The sequence below is a fragment of the Enterococcus sp. AZ163 genome (assembly GCF_050498925.1).
GTDB classification, from domain to species: domain Bacteria; phylum Bacillota; class Bacilli; order Lactobacillales; family Enterococcaceae; genus Enterococcus_A; species Enterococcus_A ferrettii.
This window is the reverse complement of record NZ_JBIPAO010000001.1, coordinates 2,545,348-2,568,261: the sequence shown is the minus strand read 5'-3', so window position 1 is coordinate 2,568,261 and position 22,914 is coordinate 2,545,348. Positions and strand designations below refer to the sequence as shown.

The following is a 22,914-nucleotide window of genomic DNA, read 5'->3' as shown; positions in this document are numbered from 1 at the left end:
TTCTCTCCTCTTATATATTATTTAAAAGAAAAAGGATTGGTTGAGACTTCTGAGACATAGAATGAAACATCCCAATCCTCTTCGTCTTTCCATTGATTAAATAGTTCGACCATTTTTCTCTTGCACAAAGCTTCAATATAGTGCCCAGGATCAATAACCAACATACCTGATTCTTGCATATCATGAGCGGTATGATAATAGACATCTCCAGTAATGTATACATCAGCCTGCTGATGAAGAGCATCCTTATAAAATTTTTCAGCACTTCCGCCACAGATAGCTACTCGTTGAACGGTAGCTTTTGGTTGTTTCGGATAAACTACTCTTAGCCCATCCAAATTAAAAACCTTCTTTACTTGCTGAATAAATTCTTCGGTTGATAGGGGCGCAGCTAAAGTACCTACACGGCCAATCCCATATTTTAACGGTGGATTATCTAGCTGGTAAATATCGTATGCTGGCTCTTCATAGGTGTGAGCTGTCAGCATTGCTTCCACCACCTGCTCTTCTAAAATAGCTGGAAAAATAACCTCGATTTTACTTTCCTGAACCTGTTCCTGTCGATTCAATTCACCAATTGTCGGATTTGCCTCACCAACTGGAGTAAAGCGTCCAGTTCCTGAGAGTGTATAGGAGGTAGCTTCATAATTACCTTGCTTGCCAGCTCCTGCTTCGGCTAACGCTGTTCGCATCGCTTTACTATCGTCCATTGGTACATAAACGGCTAACTTTTTTATAGGAATCGACTGACTCTCCACTAAATAAGTAGTATTTTTAACCTCTAGCAATTCACAGAACCAGTCGTTTAAACCATTAGGAATAATGTCCATGTTCGTATGTGCAACATAGACAGCAATATCATGCTTTAACAAATCTACATACATTTTTGTTTGAAAGTCATCCGTCGTCAAACGATCAATAGGGCGAAAAATAGGCGGATGTTTAACAATCAGCAAATCAATCTTTTTTTCAATCGCTTCTGCTACTACTGCTGGACGAACATCTAAACTCATCATGACTCTTTGGATATCTTTGTTTAAAGTACCAATGTGCAGCCCAACAGGATCCCCATCTTCAATTAACCATTCGGGACAATACTGTTTGAAACGCTCAATAAATTTACTTGCTTTCATCTAAAGCCTCCTTAATCCATTGAATCTCCCGCTCAACTTGAATAATTTTATCCTCAAGCTGCTGATTGCTTTTGGCTAAATTGGCACGAACCTTTTCTAATTTTTCAAGCTGATGCTGCCATTTCTTCAAGAAAACAGTTGACCGCTCCTGCAATAAATGTGGTCCAAAAAGTAATTCATGTTGCGTGTAACTCGCAGTTGAATCTAGTTTTTCAGCTACCATCACTTCATAGATCTTGTGATGATCTTCAAGAATTGTCTCAGCAATAATTGTGTAGCCCTCTGCTGCTAACCACTCTCTCAATTGTTTTTCACCAACATTAGGCTGCAAAATCAATCTTTCTTTGCCTGAAAAACGATGCATCCTTTTTCCGCGCTCTAAAATATCTCGTATCAAAACACCGCCCATTCCACAAATTGTGACGGTTTCGATGTTATCTTCTAGGAAAACAACCTCCATTCCATCACCTAAGCGTATCTCAATAAACTGCTCTAATCCATTTTTAGATACTTGTTTTCTTGCTGCTTCATACGGACCTTGAACCACCTCACCAGCAATCGCATACTGAATTCTTTCATTCCGCACTAAAGCTACAGGTAAATATGCGTGGTCGGAACCAATATCCGCTAGTCGAGCTTTTTTTGGCACATAATTAGCCACTACTTGTAAGCGTGGCGATAATTCATTAGCATTCATTTCGTCACTTCCTATCATTGATTATAGCACTCATCAAAAAAAGAACCTCAAAAAAAGGCGAGTCAACTTCGCTTTTTAATGAGGTATTTTGTTTCTTCTCAGTAAATTCTTTTTTTAGCCATTTCGACGATTTTCACCGATCATCCAAATCTCACGACTTAAATAACGAATACGCTCCATAATTCGTTTCGCCTTCAATGGTTCTTCATCTCCCCGCTGCGTCACAGATAGATGCTCCTCCAATTGTATCATGTCAAAATTTGATGAAAAGAAAGTAGGCAGTTGTTCTTGCATGCGATATTGAAGGATGACTCCTAAAACATCGTCTCGAATCCAAGCACTCATTGAGTCAGCTCCAATATCATCGATCATTAAAATTGGAGCCCGCTTAACGCTGTCTAATTTCGGTCCAACTTTATCTGTAGAAATCGCTTGTTTCATTTCACCAGCAAAAGTAGGAAAATGAACTAACGTTGTCTCATACCCTTTTACTGCTAGCTCATGGGCCATGGCTCCTAGCAAGTAAGTTTTTCCAACTCCAAAATCTCCTACTAAATATAATGCTTTATGAAAATCCTTTGGAGCAGCATTATATTGGTTTATGAAATCTAAAGAAGCTTCTAATGCTTCACTTCGACCAGAAGTCACTTCAAAGGTCCGAATCGATGCCTGACGAATATCTTTAGGCATATCAACCGAGTTAATTCGATTGCGAATCTCTTCTTCTTTTTTGCGCATCAATAATTCATCAGTAGGAACATAGGTTACATCAATAAAATGAAAATTAAGCGTTAATTTAGGTTCATATCCAGGAGCGATCATAGTAGGATCATCTGCCAAAAATTTTTTCTTTTCTTGAACAAATTCGTACAGCTTGGCAAAGGATTTCTCGATATCTTCTTGTGTCAATTTTGCCTTATGTCGCTCTATAAAATCACGTACATCGGAATCTTGAAGTACTTCCTGCATCATTTGCTGGTACCTGCCATCTACTCCACGTGACTTAATAATTCGATTCAGTTCTTTGCCTACATCTTCCATCAGCTCTCACCCTCTTTGTTCAGATATTCCGCCAGCTTGCGATTCAACTCGGCCTCTTTTTCTGGACTAATCTTCTTCTCTTTTGGTGGTTCTTTAATGTGCGTCGGCAGAATTTCTTTTCTACCTTGTGCCTTCCGACCAGCAGCATTATTACGGCGATTGGTGGTCTTTTTCTTGACCAGCTTTTGGTCTGCTTGACGAACATGTACAATGGCTTCTTCCGGTCGTTGAATCTTCCTTTGAGCCCAATCATTAGCGATTGCATTCAGATAGTTTTGATTAATTACTGCCTGGTTTTGAATCACTAATATGTAGTTAATTAGTATATTCACTACACTATTTGGAAATAAGTGACGACTCAGCAAATCTTCAATCAAGCGAATTTCTTGATTAGTTTCGTACCCACCCTTTTGCTTTTTAATTGCCTGCAGATATTTGATTGGTGGTATCCTTTCACTTTGACGAATTATTTCCTGTTCGGCCTTTGAAAATTCTCCTGATAAATTTCGATTATCAGCTAATTGTACTTCTGTCTCACCGTCTACGGATTTTATTTGTTTGCTTTTTACAATTAAATTTCTTAAAAAAGTTAACTGAATCTGATTTTGTTCACTGGATTTTACAGCAAAATCCAGCATTTCCATTTCATCAATCCCGTACATTTGATGTAAAGCTTCGATTTTTTTTTGATCTTCTTCCTCTAATGTCAAACTAAACTTCTCTAGCTGCTGATTGAAGAAGGTCCAGTCAAAAGTACTAGCTGCTACTTTTGGTTGAATAAATTTATCATGGGTATCATCAAATAGTTCCGTATTCGCAGCAAACCTCGTTTCTTCAAATCGATAACTATCGCGAAACCGTTTTGTAATGTTGGTTAATCCTTCTGTTGGAACTACCTTTGGACGGAAACGTTCAACTAATCGTTGAAAACGGCGTTCACCAATTTTTTCCATTAACAAATAACACATTAATGCGTCCTGAAAAAAATCGATAGGCATTAACGGAGGAATTAATTGATAAAATAGCGTCATCCCCAATTCATTATCTTCTTTCTGAAAAGTATTTAACAAGCCGATACCTTCCAGCTTTTCACGGGCTTTCAACATTGCAGCTAACCCGTTATCTATGGCGGCCAATAAATCAGCATGCATCAACTCAGGGCTTTTTCCTTCGACTGTAATGTCGCTAGATAGGTTTAAATACAGACTCAGAGCTTCCGCACCTATAATCGGTTGGTATAAAAATAATAGTGCTTGCTGGCGGCTCTCATCCAGCAGAGGACTGCCATAGACGGAGTAAATAGTCGTTGGCTTTAATTCAGATGTCACAAACTAGCCCCCTAAAATATTCAGTAACAATCAGTTCGATAATTGCCTCAGTTCCTGTCAAAGTTTAAAACAAATCCTGTTCTTTTCCATCAGCAGATTTGGCTTTATCTACGATTTCCTGTAATTCTTTTAAGAACACCGACATGTCCTTAAATTGGCGATAAACACTGGCAAAACGAATATATGCAATTTCATCAACATTCATTAAATCTTCCATAACATATTCACCGATTAAACTGGTAGATATCTCATTTTCACCTAAACCGCGAACACGATTTTCTACATGATCAACAATCTGTTCCATTTGCTCCATGGCAACAGGACGTTTTTCGGCCGAACGAATTAGCCCGCGCAGAATCTTGTCGCGATTAAATTCTTCCCGATCGCCATTACGCTTAACAACTAAAAGCGGTGCAGCTTCAATCCGTTCAAAAGTTGTAAAACGGAAACCGCAATTTTCACATTCTCTGCGTCTTCGGATGGCACGTCCATCATCGGTTTGACGACTATCAATGACTCTTGAGTTATTATGATTACATCTTGGGCAACGCATTTTTTCACCTCTCAGATGATAGTATTTTATTGTAACACGAGTTTATCATATCCTAATGGCTAAAAAAAGCTTTGTTATGCCATTTTTCGAATCTTTATTCAATAAAGGCTTGTTTTTTTAACCATTTTATCACTTGGTCAGCTGTTTCCTCTAAAGTTCCGCTATTATCAAAAATAACATCTGCCAGCTGCTTTTTTTTATTTAGAGGCATTTGGCTGTTAATTCGGTTCATTGCTTCCATTTCTGATAATTGATTTCTAACTATCAAACGTCTCAATTGAGTAGCATGATCGATATAAACAACAGCAATAGCATCCATTTTGTTTTCATAATGTCCTTCATAAAGTAAAGGGATATCAGCAATTACTAACGAATTACTTTTTCTGGCAACTTCTATCTGCCGATCAATTTCATTACGAATAAAAGGTTCAAGTGTTCGGTTAAGTTTTTTACGTTCTTCTTCATCCCTAAAAATAAGATTGCCTAATTTTCTTCGATTTAATGTTCCTTTAGGTGTAATGATCATTTCACCAAAAGCTTCAACAAGTGCAAAAAGACCGGGAGTACCTGGCTCGACAACTTCACGAGCCACTACATCCCCGTCTACAATAGGAAATCCAGCTGAGCGAAATACATTAACTACTGTCGATTTTCCACTAGCGATACCACCAGTAATCCCTAACACATAACTCATTTTTTTCACCTCTTCAGTTGTTGGCAATGTGGACAATAATGGGTTCCACGTTGAGCAACTTTCATTTTAGCTATGAGCGTCCCACAACGCGGGCAAGGTTTTCCAGTTTGTCCATATACATTAAGCTCCTGCTGAAAATGTCCGGCTTCCCCTAAAGCATTTAGATAGGTTCTGATAGTTGTCCCACCTGCTTCTTTTGCCTTATTAATGACAGCAATAATCGCTTGATGTAAAATTTCAACTTCTTTAGTTGTTAACGTATTGGCTGGCTGCTCTGGATGTATTTTTGACAACCACAATACTTCATCTACATAAATGTTCCCAAGACCCGCAACAATTTTTTGGTTCAACAACAAGGGCTTAATCATCGTATGCGCCTTATTTAAGCGAGTCTCAAACTCTGCTAAATCAAATGTTTCATTCGTAGGCTCAGGGCCTAACTGTTGAATTCCTTTATATTGCAAACCAGTATTTTTTTTCATTAAACTCATTCGACCAAATTTACGCACATCATTGTAAATTAATTCAGAATCATCAGTAAAAACGAAACGTATGTGACTATGCTTATCTAACGTTGTAGCTTCAGGGAAAAATTCGTATTTCCCTTCCATTCTTAGATGAGATACCATATCATAATGAGTAAAATGAAAAATTAAATATTTACCTCTACGGCCAACATCTTCAATAGTCTCTCCTACCAGCTCATTTCGAAACTGATCAACTTCTGGGGATTCAATGATTTTGGGCCAAAGAACATCGACCCTGCGAATAGTTTTTCCTATAACTAAAGAAACTAATCCACGGCGGACTGTTTCAACTTCTGGTAGTTCTGGCACTTTTTTCACTCCTAAGGGAAAAGCTGGAAAAATTCCAGCTTCTAGTTATTTTGCTTCATACCAAGTTTTTCCCCAACTGCTATCAGTAACTAATGGAACATCCAGCTGTACAGTATTTTCCATTACTTCCTTAACTAGCTTATCTAATGTTTCTAACTCTGCTTCAGGTACTTCAAAAACTAATTCATCATGTACTTGTAACAGCATGTTCGCTTGTAGTTTTTCCTCTTTTAATCGTTTATCCAATTCAATCATAGCTAATTTTAATATATCTGCTGCGCTTCCTTGAATAGGGGTATTAATAGCTGTTCGTTCAGCAAATGATCGAACATTGAAATTACGCGAATTAATATCTGGCAGATATCGACGACGATTGTACAAGGTAGCAGAATATCCAAGATCCTTTGCTTCTCGAACACTTTCTTCCATATACCGTTTTACGTCTGGATAGTTTTCGAAATAAGTGTCAATATACTCCTGAGCTGCTTTCCGAGATATTCCTAAATTTTGAGACAATCCATAATCAGAAATCCCATACACAATACCAAAATTGACTGCCTTAGCATCCCGACGCATATTTGGGGTCACTTGATCTTTTTCTACACCAAAAATTCGCATTGCAGTACTAGCATGGATGTCCATGCCTTCCTTAAAAGCCTCAATCAAATGCTTATCTCCAGAAATATGAGCCAACACCCGTAATTCAATTTGAGAATAGTCAGAAGAATAAATTAACCAGTTTTTCTCACTGGGAACAAAAGCTTCTCGAATTTTCCGGCCCTCTTCCAAACGGATAGGAATATTTTGTAAATTGGGATCCACTGAACTTAAGCGACCAGTTTGTGTTAAAGTTTGCAAATAACGCGTATGCACTTTGTTATCTGATTGAATAACCTTCAAAAGACCCTCAACATAGGTTGATTGGATCTTAGCAATTTGTCGGTAATTCAAAATATCATTTACTATAGGAGCTTGTTCTCTTAATTGCTCTAAAACATCTACCGCAGTTGAATAACCCGTTTTCGTCTTCTTAATCACAGGAAGGTGCATCTTCTCAAATAGGATAACGCCTAACTGTTTTGGTGAATTGATATTAAATTCTTCGCCTGCTTCTTCATGAATCCTTTGCTCAATTTCCTGAAGACGTTTAGAAAACTCTCCGCGCATACTTTGCAGGCGTTGAGCATCGACCTTGATACCAATAATTTCCATTTCAGCTAAAATACGCGACAGCGGTAATTCCATCTTATAGAACAGCTCATCCTGTTTCTTTTCTTCAAGTTCTTCTCCAAGATGGTCACTTAAATAGTTGATTGCTTTGATTTTACGTGCCAAATGATTGTAGAAAACTTCTTCATCTTCTGGCAAACCCTTTTTAGCACCTTTTCCGTAAACCTGTTCATCTGGTTGAATTTCCGTATAGCCATAATGCTGTGCTACCCCAGCGATATCATTGCTATTATCGTTCGTATCTAAAAGATATGCTGCTAACAATACATCAAAGTTTATGCCTTCGGTTTTACCGATGTAACGATTTAACGCTACATAGGTACGTTTGGCATCATAAACCTTCTTGCTATTTGATTCTTCTAACCATAATTTAAAATCAGAATTGTCAAAAATAGCTAAATCGTCTGTCACATATACTTGTTTCTTAGTTCCCCAAGCTACACCAACAATATCTGCAGTATGATAATTATCCTCAAGCATTTCTACATATAAGCCAGCATCTGGAGAGAACATGGAAGCATCATACTCATTGACAACTTGATACATGATATCTTCCAATTCGATCGGTTCCTCTTCAATATTCAATTTACTTAAAAATTGTTTGAAGTCCATATCTTTGTAAAAAGTTACCAGCTTGTCTAAATCCTTGCCAAAATAAGCCAGGTCTTCTAGCGAAATTGCTACTGGAGCATCTGTTATGATGGTTGCAAGCTCTTTAGACAAGAAGGCCTGATCTTTATCGTTGATCAAATTATCTTTCATCTTGCTTTGTTTCAGTTCATCAATATTTTCATAAACACCTTCAACGCTGCCATATTCCTTCAAAAGTTTTATAGCTGTCTTTTCACCAACCTTAGTCACTCCTGGATAGTTATCGGAAGTATCCCCAGCTAATCCCTTCATGTCAATAATTTGATTAGGTGTCAGTCCATCATATTTCTCCGCTACATGTTTTGGTGTGTAAGACTCAATATCGCTGACACCCTTTACAGTAATATCAACAGTAACCTTATCGCTAGCCAATTGAGTCAAATCACGGTCACCAGAAAGGACCACCACATCAAAATCAGCATCAGAAGCTTGCTTTGCTAAGGTTCCGATGATGTCATCTGCTTCATAGTTATCTAGTTCGTAGTGCTTAACACCTAAACCTTGTAATAATTCACGAATATAAGGAAGCTGTTCTCGAAATTCACCAGGTGTTTTTGAACGTCCACCTTTGTACTCTTTGTACATCTCTGTTCGAAAAGTAGTTTTGCCTGCGTCGAAGGCTACTAAAACATGCGTTGGTTTTTCCCTATCCATCACATTTTCGAACATATTGTTAAAAGCATAGATTGCATTGGTGTGCAATCCGTTTTTATTTTTAAACTTTTCCAACGAATTATGCAACGCAAAAAACGCACGAAAGGCCACACTGTTTCCATCTACTAGTAATAATTTATTTTTAGCCATTGTCTCGACTCCTTTACGTTTTCATTTTAACAAAGTATTCCCTACTTTGGAAAGCATCCAATCCCTTAAAAAAATTTTCGACTTTTTCAAACTTTTAGTCATTTTGTAAAACCTAAAAAAACTGTTACTCATGAAAAAAAGGCGATTGCTCGCCTTTTAATTATTATTACCGAAAATTCGCAAGAATGAGATAAACAGATTGATAAAATCAAGGTACAGTTGCAAGGCCATGAAGACCGCTACCCCTGAACCAGCCTGACCATTAGTTTGCTGATAAATTCTGCGAATCATTTGATTGTCATAAGCTGTAATTGCTGACATTATAACTACCATCAAAATAGAAATAAATAGATCTACCACACCACTGTGTAAGACAAAGATATTCAAGAACATTGCTATGATAATCCCTATTAAGCAGCTAAGTGCCGCCCGGCCAATGCCAGATAAATCACGCTTAGTAAAAGTACCGATTAACGACATTGCAACAAACGTTACCGATGCTGTTACAAACGCTTGGGTAACTGTTCCAATATCATACATCGCTAATGTGACAGCTATAGTCAATCCATTCAATACAGAATAACCAATGAAACCGCCAATCGCTAAGCTAGGATTTGATTGGGCCTTAGCTCCTAATATAACTACCAAGATAATTTCAGCAATCCATAAACCGAAGAATCCTAAAGGGAATCCGTTGATAAATGCTGCAACTTGATTGGTCATTGGACCTAACGCCAAATAAGAAATAAATGCACTAATGCCAATTCCTAGTGCTAGATAACCATAAATTTTCCCATAAAATCGATTTAAGCCCGTTACTGCTTGTTGATTATTCATTTGTTTCCTCCTCCAATTTAAACGCAGGTGGTTTCACCATTACTACAGCATCTAAAATTCGTTTTTCTTCACTATTTTCTGCTTCAACTGATATGGTTACAACATCCTTCATTTTGTCTACCTTAATTACTTCAAATTCAAAAGTCAGAGTCTCATAATGATACACTGGATCAATAAAATTGATCGAAAAATTTACGACATGAGAACCTGGACCAGGCAGATGTTTAGAAATAGCACTAGTAATAATACCCATCAGCATGATAGATGGAACTACCGGCCGTTCATATTCAGTATCTTTGACAAAATCATGTTGGATGTATAATGGATTTGCATCATTGGTTAAGCCCAAATATAAGAGCAACTGATTGTCTTCGATTGATTCCGTTAAGGACAGCGAGTCGCCTTCTTCGATTTCATCAATCGTCTTTCCAATTTTTCTCGCCTTCATATTGTACAAATCATTTCCCTCCGTTGTTTAATCTAATACATATTTTATCAGAATGCAGTAAAAACACAAGAAGCTTCCATTTTAGTCATATACTTAAGATACTAAAAAACCGATCTAACCTTGATTGATTAGATCAGTTAAAGTTTTTATAATACGTTTCTAGTTGTATTACTTAATAGGTTTTCATAAGCTCGTTCAAACCGTTGGACGTCACCAGCTCCCATAAAGATCACTACTGCATTCTCATAGTCCAATAACGGAGACATATTGTCTTCCTGCATCACTAGCCCACCCTTTTGAATCTTATTGCCAAGATCCTCAATTTTCACTTCTCCGCTAGTTTCGCGGGCTGATGAAAAGATGTCTAAAAGATAAACATGATCAGCCTTATCTAAAGCTTCAGCAAATTCATCAATCAGAGCAATTGTCCGGCTGAATGTGTGAGGTTGAAAAACAGCAATTAATTCTTTCTCAGGATATTTTTGACGAGCAGCATCAATGGTTGCAGTAATCTCCGCTGGATGGTGCGCGTAATCGTCAACAATCACCATGTCTGCGACTTTTTTCTCGCTAAAACGACGTTTCACTCCAGAAAATGTCAACATTTCTTCTTTTACTTTATCCATGTCTAACCCTTCAAAATAGGCTACAGCTATTACTGATAAAGCATTCAAAATGTTGTGTTTTCCAAATGAGGGTACAGAAAAACGTCCAATAAAACTTTCTTTGTGATAGACGTCAAAAGCAGAACCGTTAGTAGTTCGTACGATATTACGTGCTTGAATATCATCGTCATCAGATAAACCATAAAAATAAATTGGCACATCTGATTTTAACTTACGCAAATATTCATCATCACCATAGGCAAAAATTCCTTTTTTTACTTGAGACGCCAAAGTTTGGAAGGCTTCATAGACGTCATCAATACTTTTGAAATAATCAGGATGATCAAAATCAATATTAGTCATGATCGCATAATCAGGAGAATACGCCAAAAAGTGACGTTGGTATTCACATGCTTCAAAAGAGAAAAATTTAGCATCTGGTACGCCGTGACCTGTACCATCTCCAATTAGGTAGCTAGTTGGTGCGATTCCGCTAAGTACATGTGAAAGCAACCCAGTTGTGCTTGTCTTGCCGTGAGACCCAGTTACTGCAATGCTAGTATAAGGTTGGATAAATTGTCCAATAAAATCATGGTAGCGGACAATCTCCAAACCTAACTCTTTCGCACGAACAATTTCTTCGTGAGTATCAGGAAAAGCATTGCCGGCAATAATAGTCATTCCCTCTTGAATATTATTTTTATCAAATTGCAGAATACTAATTCCTGCTTTTTCCAAATCCCGTTGAGTGAAAAAATATTTTTCAACATCTGACCCTTGCACCTTGTAGCCTTTTTCAAATAAGACTAATGCCAGCGAACTCATGCCAGAGCCCTTAATTCCAACAAAATGATAAAGCGTATCCTTGTTATTCATCTTATCCCTCTATCCTCTTCTTTGGTACGTTTATTCGTTTCACATTATCGTATAAAAATGACAAAATAGCAATTTTTTCTTCTCTTATGTAAGCAACCGATCCCTTAAAAGTCTAAGAAGAAGCTTTTACAGTATTTACAAAAACTAATTTCCCATGACAATTGCCGCAAACATAACGTTTAGTATCAATTTTCCGGCGTCTTTGAACACTTTTTCCACAACTTTGACAACGATACAACTGAATTGCTACGCTTGCCAATGGTGGTGCGTAACGAGATCCGCCAGTTTGTTTGAGCAATTGTTTGAAATCTTGATCTTTATGCTGATAGCCTCTTCCAGTTAAATGAAGATGGTAATGACAGAGCTCATGCTTAATCACATTTATAAGTTCCTCTATTCCATAACGTTCAAAGATCAATGGGTTAAAGTCCAAATTATGACTATTTAAGTGATAACGGCCGCCAGTCGTTTTCAAACGGCGATTGAAGCTGGCTTGATGTAAAAAAGGTTGCTGGAAAGATTCCAGCGAAACCTTTTCTACTAACAGTTGTAATTCCTCTTTAGTCATTAGCTGATATCGGAATCATCGTCAAGCTGATTCGAGCTTTCTTTAAATCCACCGCTTCTACCCAAACGGTAACAACATCCCCAACTGAAACTACATCAGTTGGATGCTTCACAAACTTTTGGCTTAACTTAGAAATGTGAACTAAACCGTCTTGTTTCACACCAATATCCACAAAAGCTCCAAAGTCGATAACATTTCGGATTGTCCCCTGCAGCTCCATTCCTGATTTCAAGTCTTCCATACTTAAAACATCTTGGCGAAGCAATGGCGCAGGCATCTCATCACGCATGTCGCGACCAGGTTGTAACAAAGATTGTAAAATATCTTGAATTGTCTCTTTACCAGTTCCCAAGCTCTGAGCCAATTGATTAACATTCAAGTTTTTTAGTTTCTTAACTGCCTCTTCGGTACCTAGGTCTTTTAAAGAAACACCAGCTTGTATTAAGATTTCTTTCGCACTATCATAACTTTCTGGGTGAATGGAAGTATTATCCAATACATTTTTTCCGTTTGGAATACGCAGAAAACCAACTGCCTGTTCATAAGCTTTTGGACCTAGACGGGGCACCTTTTTCAACTGCGGGCGAGCAATGAAGCCGCCGTTCTCATCACGATAAGTTACAATATTTTGTGCAGTAGTTTTGTTAAGTCCAGAAACGTATTGCAACAATTGTGGACTAGCTGTATTTACATTAACACCAACTTGGTTTACTGCAGTTTCTACCACAAAATCAAGTTGTTCAGAAAGACGCTTTTGTGAAACATCATGTTGATACTGCCCTACACCTACGGCTTTGGGATCAATTTTAACTAATTCAGCCAAAGGATCCTGTAAACGTCGAGCAATGCTGACGGCACTGCGCTCTTCAACTTGTAAATCAGGAAACTCAGTTCGAGCAATTGTACTTGCTGAATAAACTGAGGCTCCAGCTTCATTAACGATTACGTAAAAAACTTCATCTTTCACTTGCTTTAATTGTTCGGCAACAAATAGTTCTGATTCTCGGCTGGCAGTACCATTACCGATTGCAACCATCTCAACGTGATGCTTTTCAATCAATGCCCGTAATGCTGGACCCGCCGCTTGGCGTTTTACTTGAGAAGCAGGTTTATGTGGATAAATTACTTCAATTGCCAGTACTTTTCCGGTTTCATCAACAACAGCCAATTTACATCCTGTGCGGTAAGCGGGATCAAAACCTAATACTATTTTTCCTTTTAATGGTGACTGCAATAATAAATTACGCAGATTTTCACCAAAAATAGCGATTGCTTGTTCATCTGCTTGCTCGGTTAATTCATTACGAATTTCTCGCTCAATCGCAGGTCCAATGAAGCGTTTATAACTGTCTTTATATGCTTCACGAACAAATTCTACCGTAATTGACTGACTATTTTCAATTAACTTTCGTTCAAGATAACTGAAAACTTTTTCTTCGTCCACGACGATGTCTACTTTTAAAACCTCTTCTTTTTCACCGCGATTTGAAGCTAAGACACGATGAGAAACCATTTTTTTAATTGGTTCTGTGAAGTCGTAATACATTTCATAAACTTCTTTGTCATCCTTGTCAGCATCTTTTACTTTACTTTGATATAAACCATAATTCTTAGTATAGTCACGAATCCATGTTCGATAATCTGGGTGATCACTTACATGCTCAGCCAGGATTTCATGAGCGCCTTGCAATGCTTCATCAGGAGTGTCTATTTCATCATTCACGTAAGACGCAGCTTCAGCATAAACATCCCCACTTGTTGGAAAACTCATTAAGTACTGAGCCAACGGTTCTAAACCGTTCTCCTTGGCAATAGTAGCCTTTGTACGTCGTTTTTGCTTGTAAGGGCGGTAAAGATCCTCAACTTTCTGCATTTTAACAGCAGCTTGGATGGACTGAGACAATTCTTCAGTTAGCTTACCCTGTTCTTCAATTAAACGTAAAACTTCTTGTTTTCGCTTCTCTAAGCCTTCAAGATAATGATAGCGTTCCTCGATTTCGCGAATTTGAACTTCGTCCAAACTGCCAGTCCGTTCTTTCCGGTAACGGGCGATAAACGGAACGGTATTTCCTTCATCTAACAATTCTAAAACAATTTTAGTCTGCTGCGGGCGATATACTGTTAACTCTTTATTTAATAATTGGACGATTTCTTGATTGATGCTCATGACCATTCCTCGTTTCTACAAAATCTTATCTATTTTACCATAACGATAGCATTTGTTGAACTTCTAGCAGCAGATTATCATTACTTTCACTTATTAACGAGACTTTACCTTCATTCGCCGCTGAGCAGCTATGTTCGGCCATTCTGATAAAAATAGGCCAGACAACGTCAATAGTATTCCAATTCCTGCTTTAATAGTTAACTGTTCCCCTAACAAAATAACAGATGCTAACGTAGTTAACATTGGAATCGAATAAATATAGATGGCCGCTCGAACTGCCCCTAACTGCCTTACTGAAAAATTCCAGGTTACAAAGCACAAAGCAGAAGCCCCAACACCTAAAAATAGTAAATTCCCCATATTTTTTATATCAGCAAAACGCGCCCAATCAAAGCCATCGATTGAGTATAAAAACACTGGCGTCATAAGTAATAATCCATAAATGAAAATACGTTGAGTTATTGCAATCGTTGAATAACCAAACTGTCCAATTTTTTTAATCACCAACGAGTAGCCCGCCCAGAAAAAAGTTGCAATGAACGCCAAGCCGTCTCCAATTGGGTTTACGTTAAGAGTACCAGTCAAACTGATAAAACAAATCCCAATAATCGAACAGAAAAAGCCTAAAATAAATAGAGGCTTCAATTTGCCTTCTTTTAACAAAAATCGGCTAAGCAATGCTGTAACAAAAGGACTGATTGAACCAATAATTCCTACATTCATAGCTAAAGTATAGGTTAAAGCGACATTCTCTAAATAGTAATAAAGAAAAACACCAAAGATACCCGCTAAGGCAAAATATCCTTCTTGCCTCCAACTAGAAAATGGCAAAAGCTTAGGTGAAACTATTAAAAGAACGACTAAGCCTAACAAAAAACGAATAAACAGGATTTCAATCGGTAAAAATGAAGACAGCAATACCTTAGTCGAAATGAAGGTTGATGCCCAAATGATAACTGTAACAATTGCAGCTAAATGACCCTTTACATTATTTTCCATCTCATTCCTTCTCTCACCCTTATTCAATTCTTAACTATGCCACAAAAGTATCAGAATCACTAGGTTTTTTACAAAAAAATCTGACACCTAAATGTCAGACCTACTAATTATTTAAAAATTTGGCTTCCATGGGCCCTTCAAATTCGGTAACTCATGGTCCTCTATAATTCCACTATTATTAAAAAGCACTCCATGGAGTGAGCCGCCAAAAACTGCGCCTCCATCAACGCCAATTTTATTATCTGACTGCCAAAGTGCGGTAGTTTGCATATCCCCGTACAACATAGGTGTAATAGTGTGCCCAAAAACAATCACTTTGCCTGTTTGATTTTTGCCTGTATGAAAAGGTTCGCGAATCCACAAAAAATCATGTAAATCAGTGTTTCGCCAATTGCTTTTTGCCAAATCAATTCCTGCGTGTACAAACACATACTGCTTCCATTCAAAATAGAAAGGACGGTGACCTAGAAACTCAACCAGGTCTTTATATCGACTTCTGATAAACATTGCTATTTCAGTTGGAGAATATTCTTCTGTTGCCCCAGCATGAAGCAAGCTTTCAATTGTCTCTTTTCCACCATTATAAAGATAACTCTCAAACCAGTCTTCAGGATTTTTTAGAAACTGAAGAAAATACTCTTCATGGTTTCCTTTAAGATAAACTGCCTGATATTTCTCCACCAACTGTTTCCCCAACAACCAACAGTCTTTACTTTTTGCTCCTCGATCATTTAAATCACCAATTAGAACCAATTGCTGTGTTTGCGGCTCAAAAAACTCCAGCATTTTTACAAATAAATCATATTCCCCATGAACATCCCCAATAACAAAAACCTGGTCCATCTTTCTCATCTCTTTCTTACAGAAAACGTCAGTATCTACTGACCAGACACAACAAAATAATTGCCATCCAAATCAACAAAGTTGAAAACATATTCTTCACCAATTTGAGCAATCTCACCTACTTGAACATTTTCTCCTTTCAATTTTTTATACAATTTCAACACGTCATCACTACTAAAAATCAAGGCAGGAGATGGCTCCACCGTTTCACCAGAATTGGTCTCAACAAACTGACGATCATAAATCACTAAGTGAGTTTCACTGGTTTCACTAACGGCCAATTCAGCCACAAATGACCCATCTATTTCATCCAAACTAATTTGAAAAAAGCCTAACGATTGCCAAAACTCATTCGATTTTTTTACATCTTGAGCATATAGAATGATCTTCAACCGATTATTAAACATTTTATTCATCACCTCTGGAAAAGTGTACCAAAAAAGGCTTGGTCGCGCTAGCCAAGCCTTCGAATTCTTTTATGAATTTACTTCAATTGAAGCATCTTTATCCTGTAAAATCTCCCGATCCAATTCATGTATGCGTTCACTGGTTACCACACCAGCTACCATACTGCCGCTTACATTGACAGCAGTACGAGCCATATCAATTAATGGCTCAACTGATATAACTAAACCAACAATCGCTACCGGCAAATTCATAGCACCTAATACGATTAATGAAGCAAAGGTCGCTCCACCACCGACACCAGCTACACCAAATGAACTAATCGTAACAATAGCTACCAGCATAATGATGAATTGTAAATCAAAGACATTTACACCAACTGTTGGGGCAACAATTGTCGCCAACATGGCTGGATACACACCAGCACATCCATTTTGACCAATAGAAATTCCAAAACTTCCTGCAAAATTTGCAGTCGCTTCATCAACTCCTAAAGCCTTTGTTTGAGTTTCAATATTCATTGGCAATGTTCCTGCGCTTGAACGTGATGTAAATGCAAAACTTAAAGCAGGAAAAGCTTTTTTGAAAAAGTTCACCGGACTTACTTTGACTAAAATTAAGATTAATGAGTGAACCAATAACACAGCAATTAAAGCAGCATAAGAAGCTACGATAAATTTGCCTAAGTTGAGGATTGCCTCAAAGTCACTTGTTGCTAATACATTAGTCATTAACGCTAACACCCCGTAAGGAGTTAAACGCAATACTAAAGTAACAATACGCATGATTACTTTGTACAGGCTGTCAATCAAATTGGCAAAAAATTCAGCCTCTTTGGGTGCTTTTCTTTTAATACCAAGATAGGCTACTCCAACAAAAGCTGCGAAAATTACTACGCCAATAGTACTTGTTGGTCGAGTTCCAGCAAAATCAGCAAATACATTGGTTGGAATAAATGCTAAAATTTGTTGCGGAATTGAAAAATTCTGTACCATTTCTTGTCGTTCAGCTAATTCGCTGATACGAGCAGATTCAGCAGCACCTCTAGTAAAAGTTGCACCATCTAATCCGAAGATTATCACAGCTGCAATGCCAATTAATGCAGCAATAGCTGTAGTAGCTAATAATACAAATAGGACATTTGCACTAATTTTGCCTAGTTTACTGCTGGACTTCATTTTAGTAAAGGCACCAACAATCGAAATAAATACCAATGGCATGACCAACATTTGTAATAATGAAACATAACCATTACCAACGATTCCGATCCAATCCATGGCTTGAGTAATAACCGTGCTTCCATTTCCCAAAAGCAATTGTAAAAGACCACCGAATACGATTCCTAGTCCTAAACCTGTAAAAACACGTGTTGAAAACTTCACATGTTTTCTTTGCATTTGATAGAAGCCTACAAGCATGGCAACAAAGATCGCAACCACTAATACAGTGAGCAGAGTTGTCATTGTATTCCTCCTTAAAAAAACATATTAGAATGACAAGTCTGTCAAAGGAAGTAAAGGTTCCCGGGGAATATTCTTCAATATCCCACCCTAAAAAATAAGTGCGCGACTCTTGAAATTTTTAGTGACTGTATCATTATAACCTACATCCAGCATTCTGTCCTTTCAAAAAGCTTACAAAAAAAGAAACTTCCGCAATGGAAAAGTTCTATTGAGCAGTTGGCGAAGCAAAATTAATTTTAATTCCTGGTTGATCCAAGGTAATTTCAGTCATTTCATAGATCATGCGCTCCACTAGCCGGAAGAGCGGCTTCACCATTTCATTCGCCTCCGCCTCATTCATGTCAGATTGGTTTCTGATTTGTCGATTGATTACGTGGTTCACTTGTGACACGGTCCCACTGACAATAAACGCATCAAAAGGTAAAACAAACTCAAAACGAACACCCATAATACTGTTTTCTTTCGGATAATTTTGATCGGTTGACTCTAAGGGACTGAAGTTAATCTGTATTTTCTGCTTAACCTCCTGATCCCTTGGTGGCAACCCATAATTAAAGGCTTCAACAAGCTCTTGATCACGTATTATTTCCATATCGCACCCCCCCCTTAAAATTATAACATAGTCTACTGGTGAAAAAGAGAGGATATTTCTTTTAGATGTGTAATTGTATAAGTCGCATTTACCTTTGTATCGAGAGGGTCTCGGTTGTAAAAGCATGTTGCAATTTGCGCATTTTCTCCTGCTTCAATATCTAATTTTCGGTCACCAATCATGATAGTTTCTTTACGGTCCAATCCATAGTTTTTGATTAGCGCATTCAAAGAGCTCGGATCAGGTTTTCTTGGATAACCTGAATCACTGCCAATAATATCCTCAATTAAACTATCCAAAAAATCTCGTTTTAAGAGCTTCCAAGTTGCATCCACCGTACGATGAGTTACAATAAAATGCCGGCCACCTCTTAACTTCAAGTTTTCCAAAGTTTGCTTGGCATCACTAAAGGGAAATGAATCCTTCAAAATTTGGTTCTCATACTGATGAAAGACTCGGTTAAATGAGTCTTCAGGTAAGTTTTGCTGTTCAATCAAATAGCGAATCGATTCTGCTTTGATCATTTCGTAAACTTGATGGCGTTCAGCCTTTACTTTGAAATCTTGTAAAGCTTGCATCAAGGCATCCATCATTACCGGATAAGTATCATAAAGTGTACCGTCAAAATCCCAAATAAAATTCTTCATCTATTCGTCTCTTTCTATGCTTTACATAATAATTTTATAGTTCCGTTTTATTCTTAATTGTAAAATTTGAATCAAAAGAGTATAAGATTGGAGTCGCATTGGGTACTTGAATCTCATCTACACAATTTTCAGGAATTCCCTCTAAATATTGAATTAGTGCTCTCAAGCTATTACCATGGCCACAAACTAGAACAGTCTCTCCATTTTTTAATCTAGGAACAACTTGGTCTTGCCACAGAGGTAGAACTCTTTTTGAGGTCATACTCAAACTCTCTCCTCGAGGAATTAAGCGTGGGTCTAAATTTTTATATCTTCGATCCAATTGATTTTTCTTAATTAACGGTGGTACTTCGTTAAAATCTCGACGCCACTTTTTTATCTGATCCTTACCAAATCTCTCGGCCATTTCATCTTTATTCTTCCCAATTAGATCACCATAATGACGTTCATTTAATCGCCATGATTTTACTTCAGGAACAAAAATGGCTTTAGCTTCCTCCAACACTAATTCTGCTGTTTTGATTGATCGTTTTAAAACTGATTCAAAAGCACAATCAATCATTAAGCCAGAATTTTTAATTCGCTTTCCTGCTTCACGAGCCTGTTGACTGCCTTTATCAGTCAAATCAACGTCCAACCAGCCAGTCCAGTAGTTAGCAAAGTTAGCCTCACTTTCACCATGTCTAATTAAAATTAGCTTCATCCGATCACCTCTTGAATAGAATATCAGAAAAGGCCTAGTTTGGTATACTAGACCTTCTTGATAAATTGTGTATGACACTTTTTACAGGTAACTTTTATCTTGCCCCTCCCACTTGGAGCACGCATCTTTTGCTTGCAAGAAGGGCATTTAAATTGGCGATAGGACCGATCAATACTAAAATCTCTTTGTTTGATTTTTTCTACCATCCGCAGATATTTTTGGTTTTCATTACTTCTTGGATAAATACGTTTAGAGAAGAAACGATAGAAAATAATAGATAGTATGAACAAAGTTAGCAAATTTCCAATAGAGTAAGGAATCCAGCGATTAAACAAGGATATGATTAATCCAATAATCAGCAATGTTTTATTTAAAAAATCAAATCTACCATAACGTCCCTGCATAAACTGCACATATTTCTGATAAAGCTTGAGTAAACGTTGCATCCAAATTCCTTGCAATTTCATTCTCCTTTGATACTAATTCTTTAAAGCTTTTTCCAGTGAGAAAATATCACCACTCTGTGTTGCTGATAGATAAGCATTTATTTTATTCTTTGGCCAATTCCATCATTAATTATCTAAAAGGTTAGAAATTATATTCTCTGGAAATCGCTGTTTGATCATTTTTGTTGGCACTTCCCCAACAACTATGTAGGCAGGCACGTTCTTAGTAACCATAATGCCCTTGCCCTAATTACAGCTCCATCTTCAATGGTAACACCAGCTACGAGGTTAGCCTCATAGCCAAATCCAGACATCATTTCCGATAACTATGTTGCCTTTGTTATCCCAGTCATTGGTCATTTCACTCTTCAAAAACAAAGGGAAAGTGTAAGTAGAGAGAGGATTGGCTGTGATTTTCACTATTGAATAAAAATTTTGCACCACATAGTATCGAACAAAATTTTCCAATTATCAACTTATCATGATTAATCGGGTAATGATAAAGATCAATATTCTCTTCGAAATCTCTTGGATCATTTATAAAGTCATTATAGATCGTATATGCTCCACAGCGATGTTAGGATTATTAATAACAACTTTTAGATAAACAATTTTGCATATCATTTCGATGTGTATAGATTTTGTTGTAGGAATAGTCATGATAAAACTCCTACTTTTAGTTTTATCAGTAGTTTCAACTATTTCCACTTGAACAATGCTTCATCCCATTAAGTCACTTCTTTTGTCAAAAAGAGTATTGTGATCACGAAATGAGTTCAAGCGAGAATTTTCTTTGCCAATAATTACTTATTGTAAATCTTTGGTCCTTTTCGCATGTTTTTCCGATCATTTTTGGGTGACTCCATCTTTTTAGATCTTCCACCACCGGCCTGTTTTTTCTTAATTAATTCCATCATCTTTTCTTTCGTATTCATTTTTTACACCGCCTTCGTTAACAACACAACTGCTTCGATATGATAAGTTTGTGGGAATAAATCGACTGGTTGAACTTTTTCTGCTTGATAACCAAGTTCGCCAAAACGCTCTAAGTCACGAGCTAAAGTTGCTGGGTTACATGAAATATAAACAATTCGATCTGGATTCAACTCAGCAGAAGCTTGAATAAATTCTTCAGCTAATCCTTTTCTAGGTGGATCAACAAAGATTACATCAGGCTTAATTCCTAATTGTTCCCATTGCTTCATTACCTTCTCTGCTTTACCAATTTGGTAGGTCACATTCTCAAGCCCATTTACTTGAGCGTTATATTGAGCGTCTTCAATCGCTTGAGGTACAACTTCGACTCCATAGACATGTTTTACTTGTTCAGCAAAAGATAAGCCAATTGTTCCGATACCGCAATAAGCATCAATGACAACATCTTCGGGTTTCAATTGAGCGAAATCAATCGCTGTTCGGTATAGCTTTTCAGCTTGTTCAGTATTTACTTGATAAAATGATTGTGGCGAAATACGATAAGTTCTGCCAAACAATTGGTCTTCAATGGTTTCTTTTCCAGCTAATAAGATGTCTTCTTTACCCATAATCACATTTGTCTTTTCGCTATTTACATTTTGTATCACTGAAACAGTTTCCGGCAATTCAGACTGAATCGCTTCAGCAATCCGACTTCCTTGGAAAAATTTTACAGTCCTAGTAACTAATATTACCATCATTTCATGGGAATAATGTCCGCGTCGGATGATAATATGCCGTAAAAAACCAGTATTTTCTTCTTCATTATAAGGTTTGATTTTGAAACGTTGCAGAATATCTCTTACAACAAGAATTGCTTTGTCGATTTCAGGGTCTTGAATGAAATAATCTTCAATTGGTAATAACTCATGAGAATTTTTCCGGTAAAAACCGGTAGCTAATTCATCATTTAACTTTCTAACTGGGATTTGTGCTTTGTTGCGGTAAGCATAAGGCTCAGCCATTCCAATAGTTGGAAGTACAGGGACATCCGGCATATGAGCAATTTTATTCATTACACGTTTTACTTGTTCTTCCTTGAAGTCCAACTGATAATCATATTTCATATGACTAAGAGGAGCAATTCCGCTTCTTAATAAATCCATGTCCTTAACAGGTGTACGGTTAGTACTTTCAGTTGATCGTTGTAATACTTTTCCGTAAGCAAACTTTTTACCTGTTTTTACAATTAGAATTTCTACATCTTCATCTGGTAGAGCATTCTCAATAAAAATTGGAAATCTTTCAATATGAGCAACACCCAGTCCCTCATGGGTTAGATCGTCGATAGTAACATTGTAAGTTTGATTTTTTTCAATAGTTTTCATTATTTCCTCCTTAAGGAAGTGCTTTGCTTAGTTTAATGAATAAAA

General features: G+C 37.3%; 23 protein-coding genes. All 23 read right to left on the bottom strand.

The features are described from left to right. Positions 1-17 precede the first annotated feature (17 nt). The gene (locus tag IGI46_RS12220; RefSeq protein ID WP_429973516.1) at positions 18-1,133 is read right to left on the bottom strand and encodes a Nif3-like dinuclear metal center hexameric protein; all 1,116 of its coding nucleotides are present in this window, start codon (positions 1,131-1,133) and stop codon (positions 18-20) included. Beyond that, positions 1,120-1,830, bottom strand: a complete 711-nt coding sequence (locus tag IGI46_RS12215) for a tRNA (adenine(22)-N(1))-methyltransferase (RefSeq protein WP_429973515.1) — start codon at positions 1,828-1,830, stop codon at positions 1,120-1,122. Before IGI46_RS12215 ends, IGI46_RS12220 begins: the two co-directional genes overlap by 14 nt. Positions 1,831-1,944: 114 nt before the next feature. Beyond that, positions 1,945-2,871 (bottom strand): primosomal protein DnaI, encoded by a 927-nt coding sequence (gene dnaI / locus IGI46_RS12210; RefSeq protein WP_429963380.1) that lies wholly within the window; start codon positions 2,869-2,871, stop codon positions 1,945-1,947. Then, positions 2,871-4,199 (bottom strand): replication initiation and membrane attachment family protein, encoded by a 1,329-nt coding sequence (locus IGI46_RS12205; protein WP_429973514.1) that lies wholly within the window; start codon positions 4,197-4,199, stop codon positions 2,871-2,873. Before IGI46_RS12205 ends, dnaI begins: the two co-directional genes overlap by 1 nt. 64 nt (positions 4,200-4,263) lie before the next feature. Further along, positions 4,264-4,752, bottom strand: a complete 489-nt coding sequence (gene nrdR, locus IGI46_RS12200; protein WP_429973513.1) for a transcriptional regulator NrdR — start codon at positions 4,750-4,752, stop codon at positions 4,264-4,266. A 94-nt stretch (positions 4,753-4,846) separates the two neighbouring features. Continuing rightward, positions 4,847-5,446 (bottom strand): dephospho-CoA kinase, encoded by a 600-nt coding sequence (gene coaE / locus IGI46_RS12195; protein WP_429973512.1) that lies wholly within the window; start codon positions 5,444-5,446, stop codon positions 4,847-4,849. A 5-nt stretch (positions 5,447-5,451) separates the two neighbouring features. Continuing rightward, a complete protein-coding gene (mutM, locus tag IGI46_RS12190) occupies positions 5,452-6,282 on the bottom strand; it encodes a DNA-formamidopyrimidine glycosylase (protein ID WP_429963376.1) in 831 nt (276 codons plus the stop codon). Positions 6,283-6,327: 45 nt separating this feature from the next. Next, on the bottom strand, positions 6,328-8,967 hold the full coding sequence (polA, locus tag IGI46_RS12185; protein ID WP_429963375.1) for a DNA polymerase I: 2,640 nt from the start codon (positions 8,965-8,967) through the stop codon (positions 6,328-6,330). A 156-nt stretch (positions 8,968-9,123) separates the two neighbouring features. Next, positions 9,124-9,804, bottom strand: coding sequence for a Bax inhibitor-1/YccA family protein (locus IGI46_RS12180; RefSeq protein ID WP_429963374.1), 681 nt, complete (start codon positions 9,802-9,804; stop codon positions 9,124-9,126). Further along, positions 9,797-10,252 carry a MaoC family dehydratase gene (locus IGI46_RS12175; RefSeq protein ID WP_207703368.1) on the bottom strand — a complete coding sequence of 152 codons (456 nt, stop codon included), beginning with the start codon at positions 10,250-10,252 and terminating at the stop codon, positions 9,797-9,799. Before IGI46_RS12175 ends, IGI46_RS12180 begins: the two co-directional genes overlap by 8 nt. Positions 10,253-10,398: 146 nt before the next feature. Continuing rightward, entirely contained in the window at positions 10,399-11,733 is a 1,335-nt protein-coding gene (gene murC, locus IGI46_RS12170) for a UDP-N-acetylmuramate--L-alanine ligase (RefSeq protein ID WP_207703313.1), read from the bottom strand. Between the two features lie 112 nt (positions 11,734-11,845). Further along, positions 11,846-12,301 carry a SprT family protein gene (locus tag IGI46_RS12165; RefSeq protein ID WP_429963373.1) on the bottom strand — a complete coding sequence of 152 codons (456 nt, stop codon included), beginning with the start codon at positions 12,299-12,301 and terminating at the stop codon, positions 11,846-11,848. Next, complete coding sequence (locus IGI46_RS12160) at positions 12,294-14,474, bottom strand: Tex family protein (RefSeq protein ID WP_429973511.1); 2,181 nt, start codon at positions 14,472-14,474, stop codon at positions 12,294-12,296. Before IGI46_RS12160 ends, IGI46_RS12165 begins: the two co-directional genes overlap by 8 nt. A gap of 87 nt (positions 14,475-14,561) precedes the next feature. Beyond that, positions 14,562-15,467 carry a DMT family transporter gene (locus tag IGI46_RS12155; RefSeq protein WP_429963371.1) on the bottom strand — a complete coding sequence of 302 codons (906 nt, stop codon included), beginning with the start codon at positions 15,465-15,467 and terminating at the stop codon, positions 14,562-14,564. A 111-nt stretch (positions 15,468-15,578) separates the two neighbouring features. Further along, the gene (locus tag IGI46_RS12150) at positions 15,579-16,310 is read right to left on the bottom strand and encodes a metallophosphoesterase family protein (RefSeq protein WP_429963370.1); all 732 of its coding nucleotides are present in this window, start codon (positions 16,308-16,310) and stop codon (positions 15,579-15,581) included. Between the two features lie 35 nt (positions 16,311-16,345). Continuing rightward, positions 16,346-16,717, bottom strand: coding sequence for a VOC family protein (locus IGI46_RS12145; protein ID WP_429963369.1), 372 nt, complete (start codon positions 16,715-16,717; stop codon positions 16,346-16,348). 69 nt (positions 16,718-16,786) lie between these two features. Then, positions 16,787-18,178, bottom strand: a complete 1,392-nt coding sequence (locus IGI46_RS12140; RefSeq protein ID WP_207703307.1) for an L-cystine transporter — start codon at positions 18,176-18,178, stop codon at positions 16,787-16,789. 205 nt (positions 18,179-18,383) lie between these two features. After that, a complete protein-coding gene (locus IGI46_RS12135) occupies positions 18,384-18,770 on the bottom strand; it encodes a DUF1149 family protein (RefSeq protein ID WP_429963368.1) in 387 nt (128 codons plus the stop codon). A gap of 32 nt (positions 18,771-18,802) precedes the next feature. After that, the gene (locus IGI46_RS12130; protein ID WP_429963367.1) at positions 18,803-19,417 is read right to left on the bottom strand and encodes an HAD-IA family hydrolase; all 615 of its coding nucleotides are present in this window, start codon (positions 19,415-19,417) and stop codon (positions 18,803-18,805) included. Between the two features lie 34 nt (positions 19,418-19,451). Next, positions 19,452-20,120: a 2,3-bisphosphoglycerate-dependent phosphoglycerate mutase gene (locus IGI46_RS12125; RefSeq protein ID WP_429963366.1), complete on the bottom strand. Its 669-nt coding sequence runs from the start codon at positions 20,118-20,120 to the stop codon at positions 19,452-19,454. Between the two features lie 47 nt (positions 20,121-20,167). After that, complete coding sequence (locus IGI46_RS12120; protein ID WP_429963365.1) at positions 20,168-20,587, bottom strand: hypothetical protein; 420 nt, start codon at positions 20,585-20,587, stop codon at positions 20,168-20,170. Between the two features lie 782 nt (positions 20,588-21,369). Continuing rightward, complete coding sequence (locus tag IGI46_RS12115) at positions 21,370-21,501, bottom strand: hypothetical protein (protein ID WP_278253114.1); 132 nt, start codon at positions 21,499-21,501, stop codon at positions 21,370-21,372. 3 nt (positions 21,502-21,504) lie between these two features. Continuing rightward, the gene (gene rlmD, locus IGI46_RS12110; protein ID WP_429973510.1) at positions 21,505-22,869 is read right to left on the bottom strand and encodes a 23S rRNA (uracil(1939)-C(5))-methyltransferase RlmD; all 1,365 of its coding nucleotides are present in this window, start codon (positions 22,867-22,869) and stop codon (positions 21,505-21,507) included. Positions 22,870-22,914 lie beyond the last annotated feature (45 nt).

What these genes read in the sequence shown, in the direction of transcription:
- IGI46_RS12220 (WP_429973516.1), bottom strand. Translation starts at nt 1,133, where the DNA reads ATGAAAGCAAGTAAATTTATTGAGCGTTTCAAACAGTATTGTCCCGAA.
- IGI46_RS12215 (WP_429973515.1), bottom strand. Translation starts at nt 1,830, where the DNA reads ATGAATGCTAATGAATTATCGCCACGCTTACAAGTAGTGGCTAATTAT.
- dnaI (WP_429963380.1), bottom strand. Translation starts at nt 2,871, where the DNA reads ATGGAAGATGTAGGCAAAGAACTGAATCGAATTATTAAGTCACGTGGA.
- nrdR (WP_429973513.1), bottom strand. Translation starts at nt 4,752, where the DNA reads ATGCGTTGCCCAAGATGTAATCATAATAACTCAAGAGTCATTGATAGT.
- coaE (WP_429973512.1), bottom strand. Translation starts at nt 5,446, where the DNA reads ATGAGTTATGTGTTAGGGATTACTGGTGGTATCGCTAGTGGAAAATCG.
- polA (WP_429963375.1), bottom strand. Translation starts at nt 8,967, where the DNA reads ATGGCTAAAAATAAATTATTACTAGTAGATGGAAACAGTGTGGCCTTT.
- IGI46_RS12180 (WP_429963374.1), bottom strand. Translation starts at nt 9,804, where the DNA reads ATGAATAATCAACAAGCAGTAACGGGCTTAAATCGATTTTATGGGAAA.
- IGI46_RS12175 (WP_207703368.1), bottom strand. Translation starts at nt 10,252, where the DNA reads ATGAAGGCGAGAAAAATTGGAAAGACGATTGATGAAATCGAAGAAGGC.
- murC (WP_207703313.1), bottom strand. Translation starts at nt 11,733, where the DNA reads ATGAATAACAAGGATACGCTTTATCATTTTGTTGGAATTAAGGGCTCT.
- IGI46_RS12165 (WP_429963373.1), bottom strand. Translation starts at nt 12,301, where the DNA reads ATGACTAAAGAGGAATTACAACTGTTAGTAGAAAAGGTTTCGCTGGAA.
- IGI46_RS12160 (WP_429973511.1), bottom strand. Translation starts at nt 14,474, where the DNA reads ATGGTCATGAGCATCAATCAAGAAATCGTCCAATTATTAAATAAAGAG.
- IGI46_RS12155 (WP_429963371.1), bottom strand. Translation starts at nt 15,467, where the DNA reads ATGGAAAATAATGTAAAGGGTCATTTAGCTGCAATTGTTACAGTTATC.
- IGI46_RS12150 (WP_429963370.1), bottom strand. Translation starts at nt 16,310, where the DNA reads ATGGACCAGGTTTTTGTTATTGGGGATGTTCATGGGGAATATGATTTA.
- IGI46_RS12145 (WP_429963369.1), bottom strand. Translation starts at nt 16,717, where the DNA reads ATGTTTAATAATCGGTTGAAGATCATTCTATATGCTCAAGATGTAAAA.
- IGI46_RS12140 (WP_207703307.1), bottom strand. Translation starts at nt 18,178, where the DNA reads ATGACAACTCTGCTCACTGTATTAGTGGTTGCGATCTTTGTTGCCATG.
- IGI46_RS12135 (WP_429963368.1), bottom strand. Translation starts at nt 18,770, where the DNA reads ATGGAAATAATACGTGATCAAGAGCTTGTTGAAGCCTTTAATTATGGG.
- IGI46_RS12130 (WP_429963367.1), bottom strand. Translation starts at nt 19,417, where the DNA reads ATGAAGAATTTTATTTGGGATTTTGACGGTACACTTTATGATACTTAT.
- IGI46_RS12125 (WP_429963366.1), bottom strand. Translation starts at nt 20,120, where the DNA reads ATGAAGCTAATTTTAATTAGACATGGTGAAAGTGAGGCTAACTTTGCT.
- IGI46_RS12120 (WP_429963365.1), bottom strand. Translation starts at nt 20,587, where the DNA reads ATGAAATTGCAAGGAATTTGGATGCAACGTTTACTCAAGCTTTATCAG.
- IGI46_RS12115 (WP_278253114.1), bottom strand. Translation starts at nt 21,501, where the DNA reads ATGAATACGAAAGAAAAGATGATGGAATTAATTAAGAAAAAACAGGCC.
- rlmD (WP_429973510.1), bottom strand. Translation starts at nt 22,869, where the DNA reads ATGAAAACTATTGAAAAAAATCAAACTTACAATGTTACTATCGACGAT.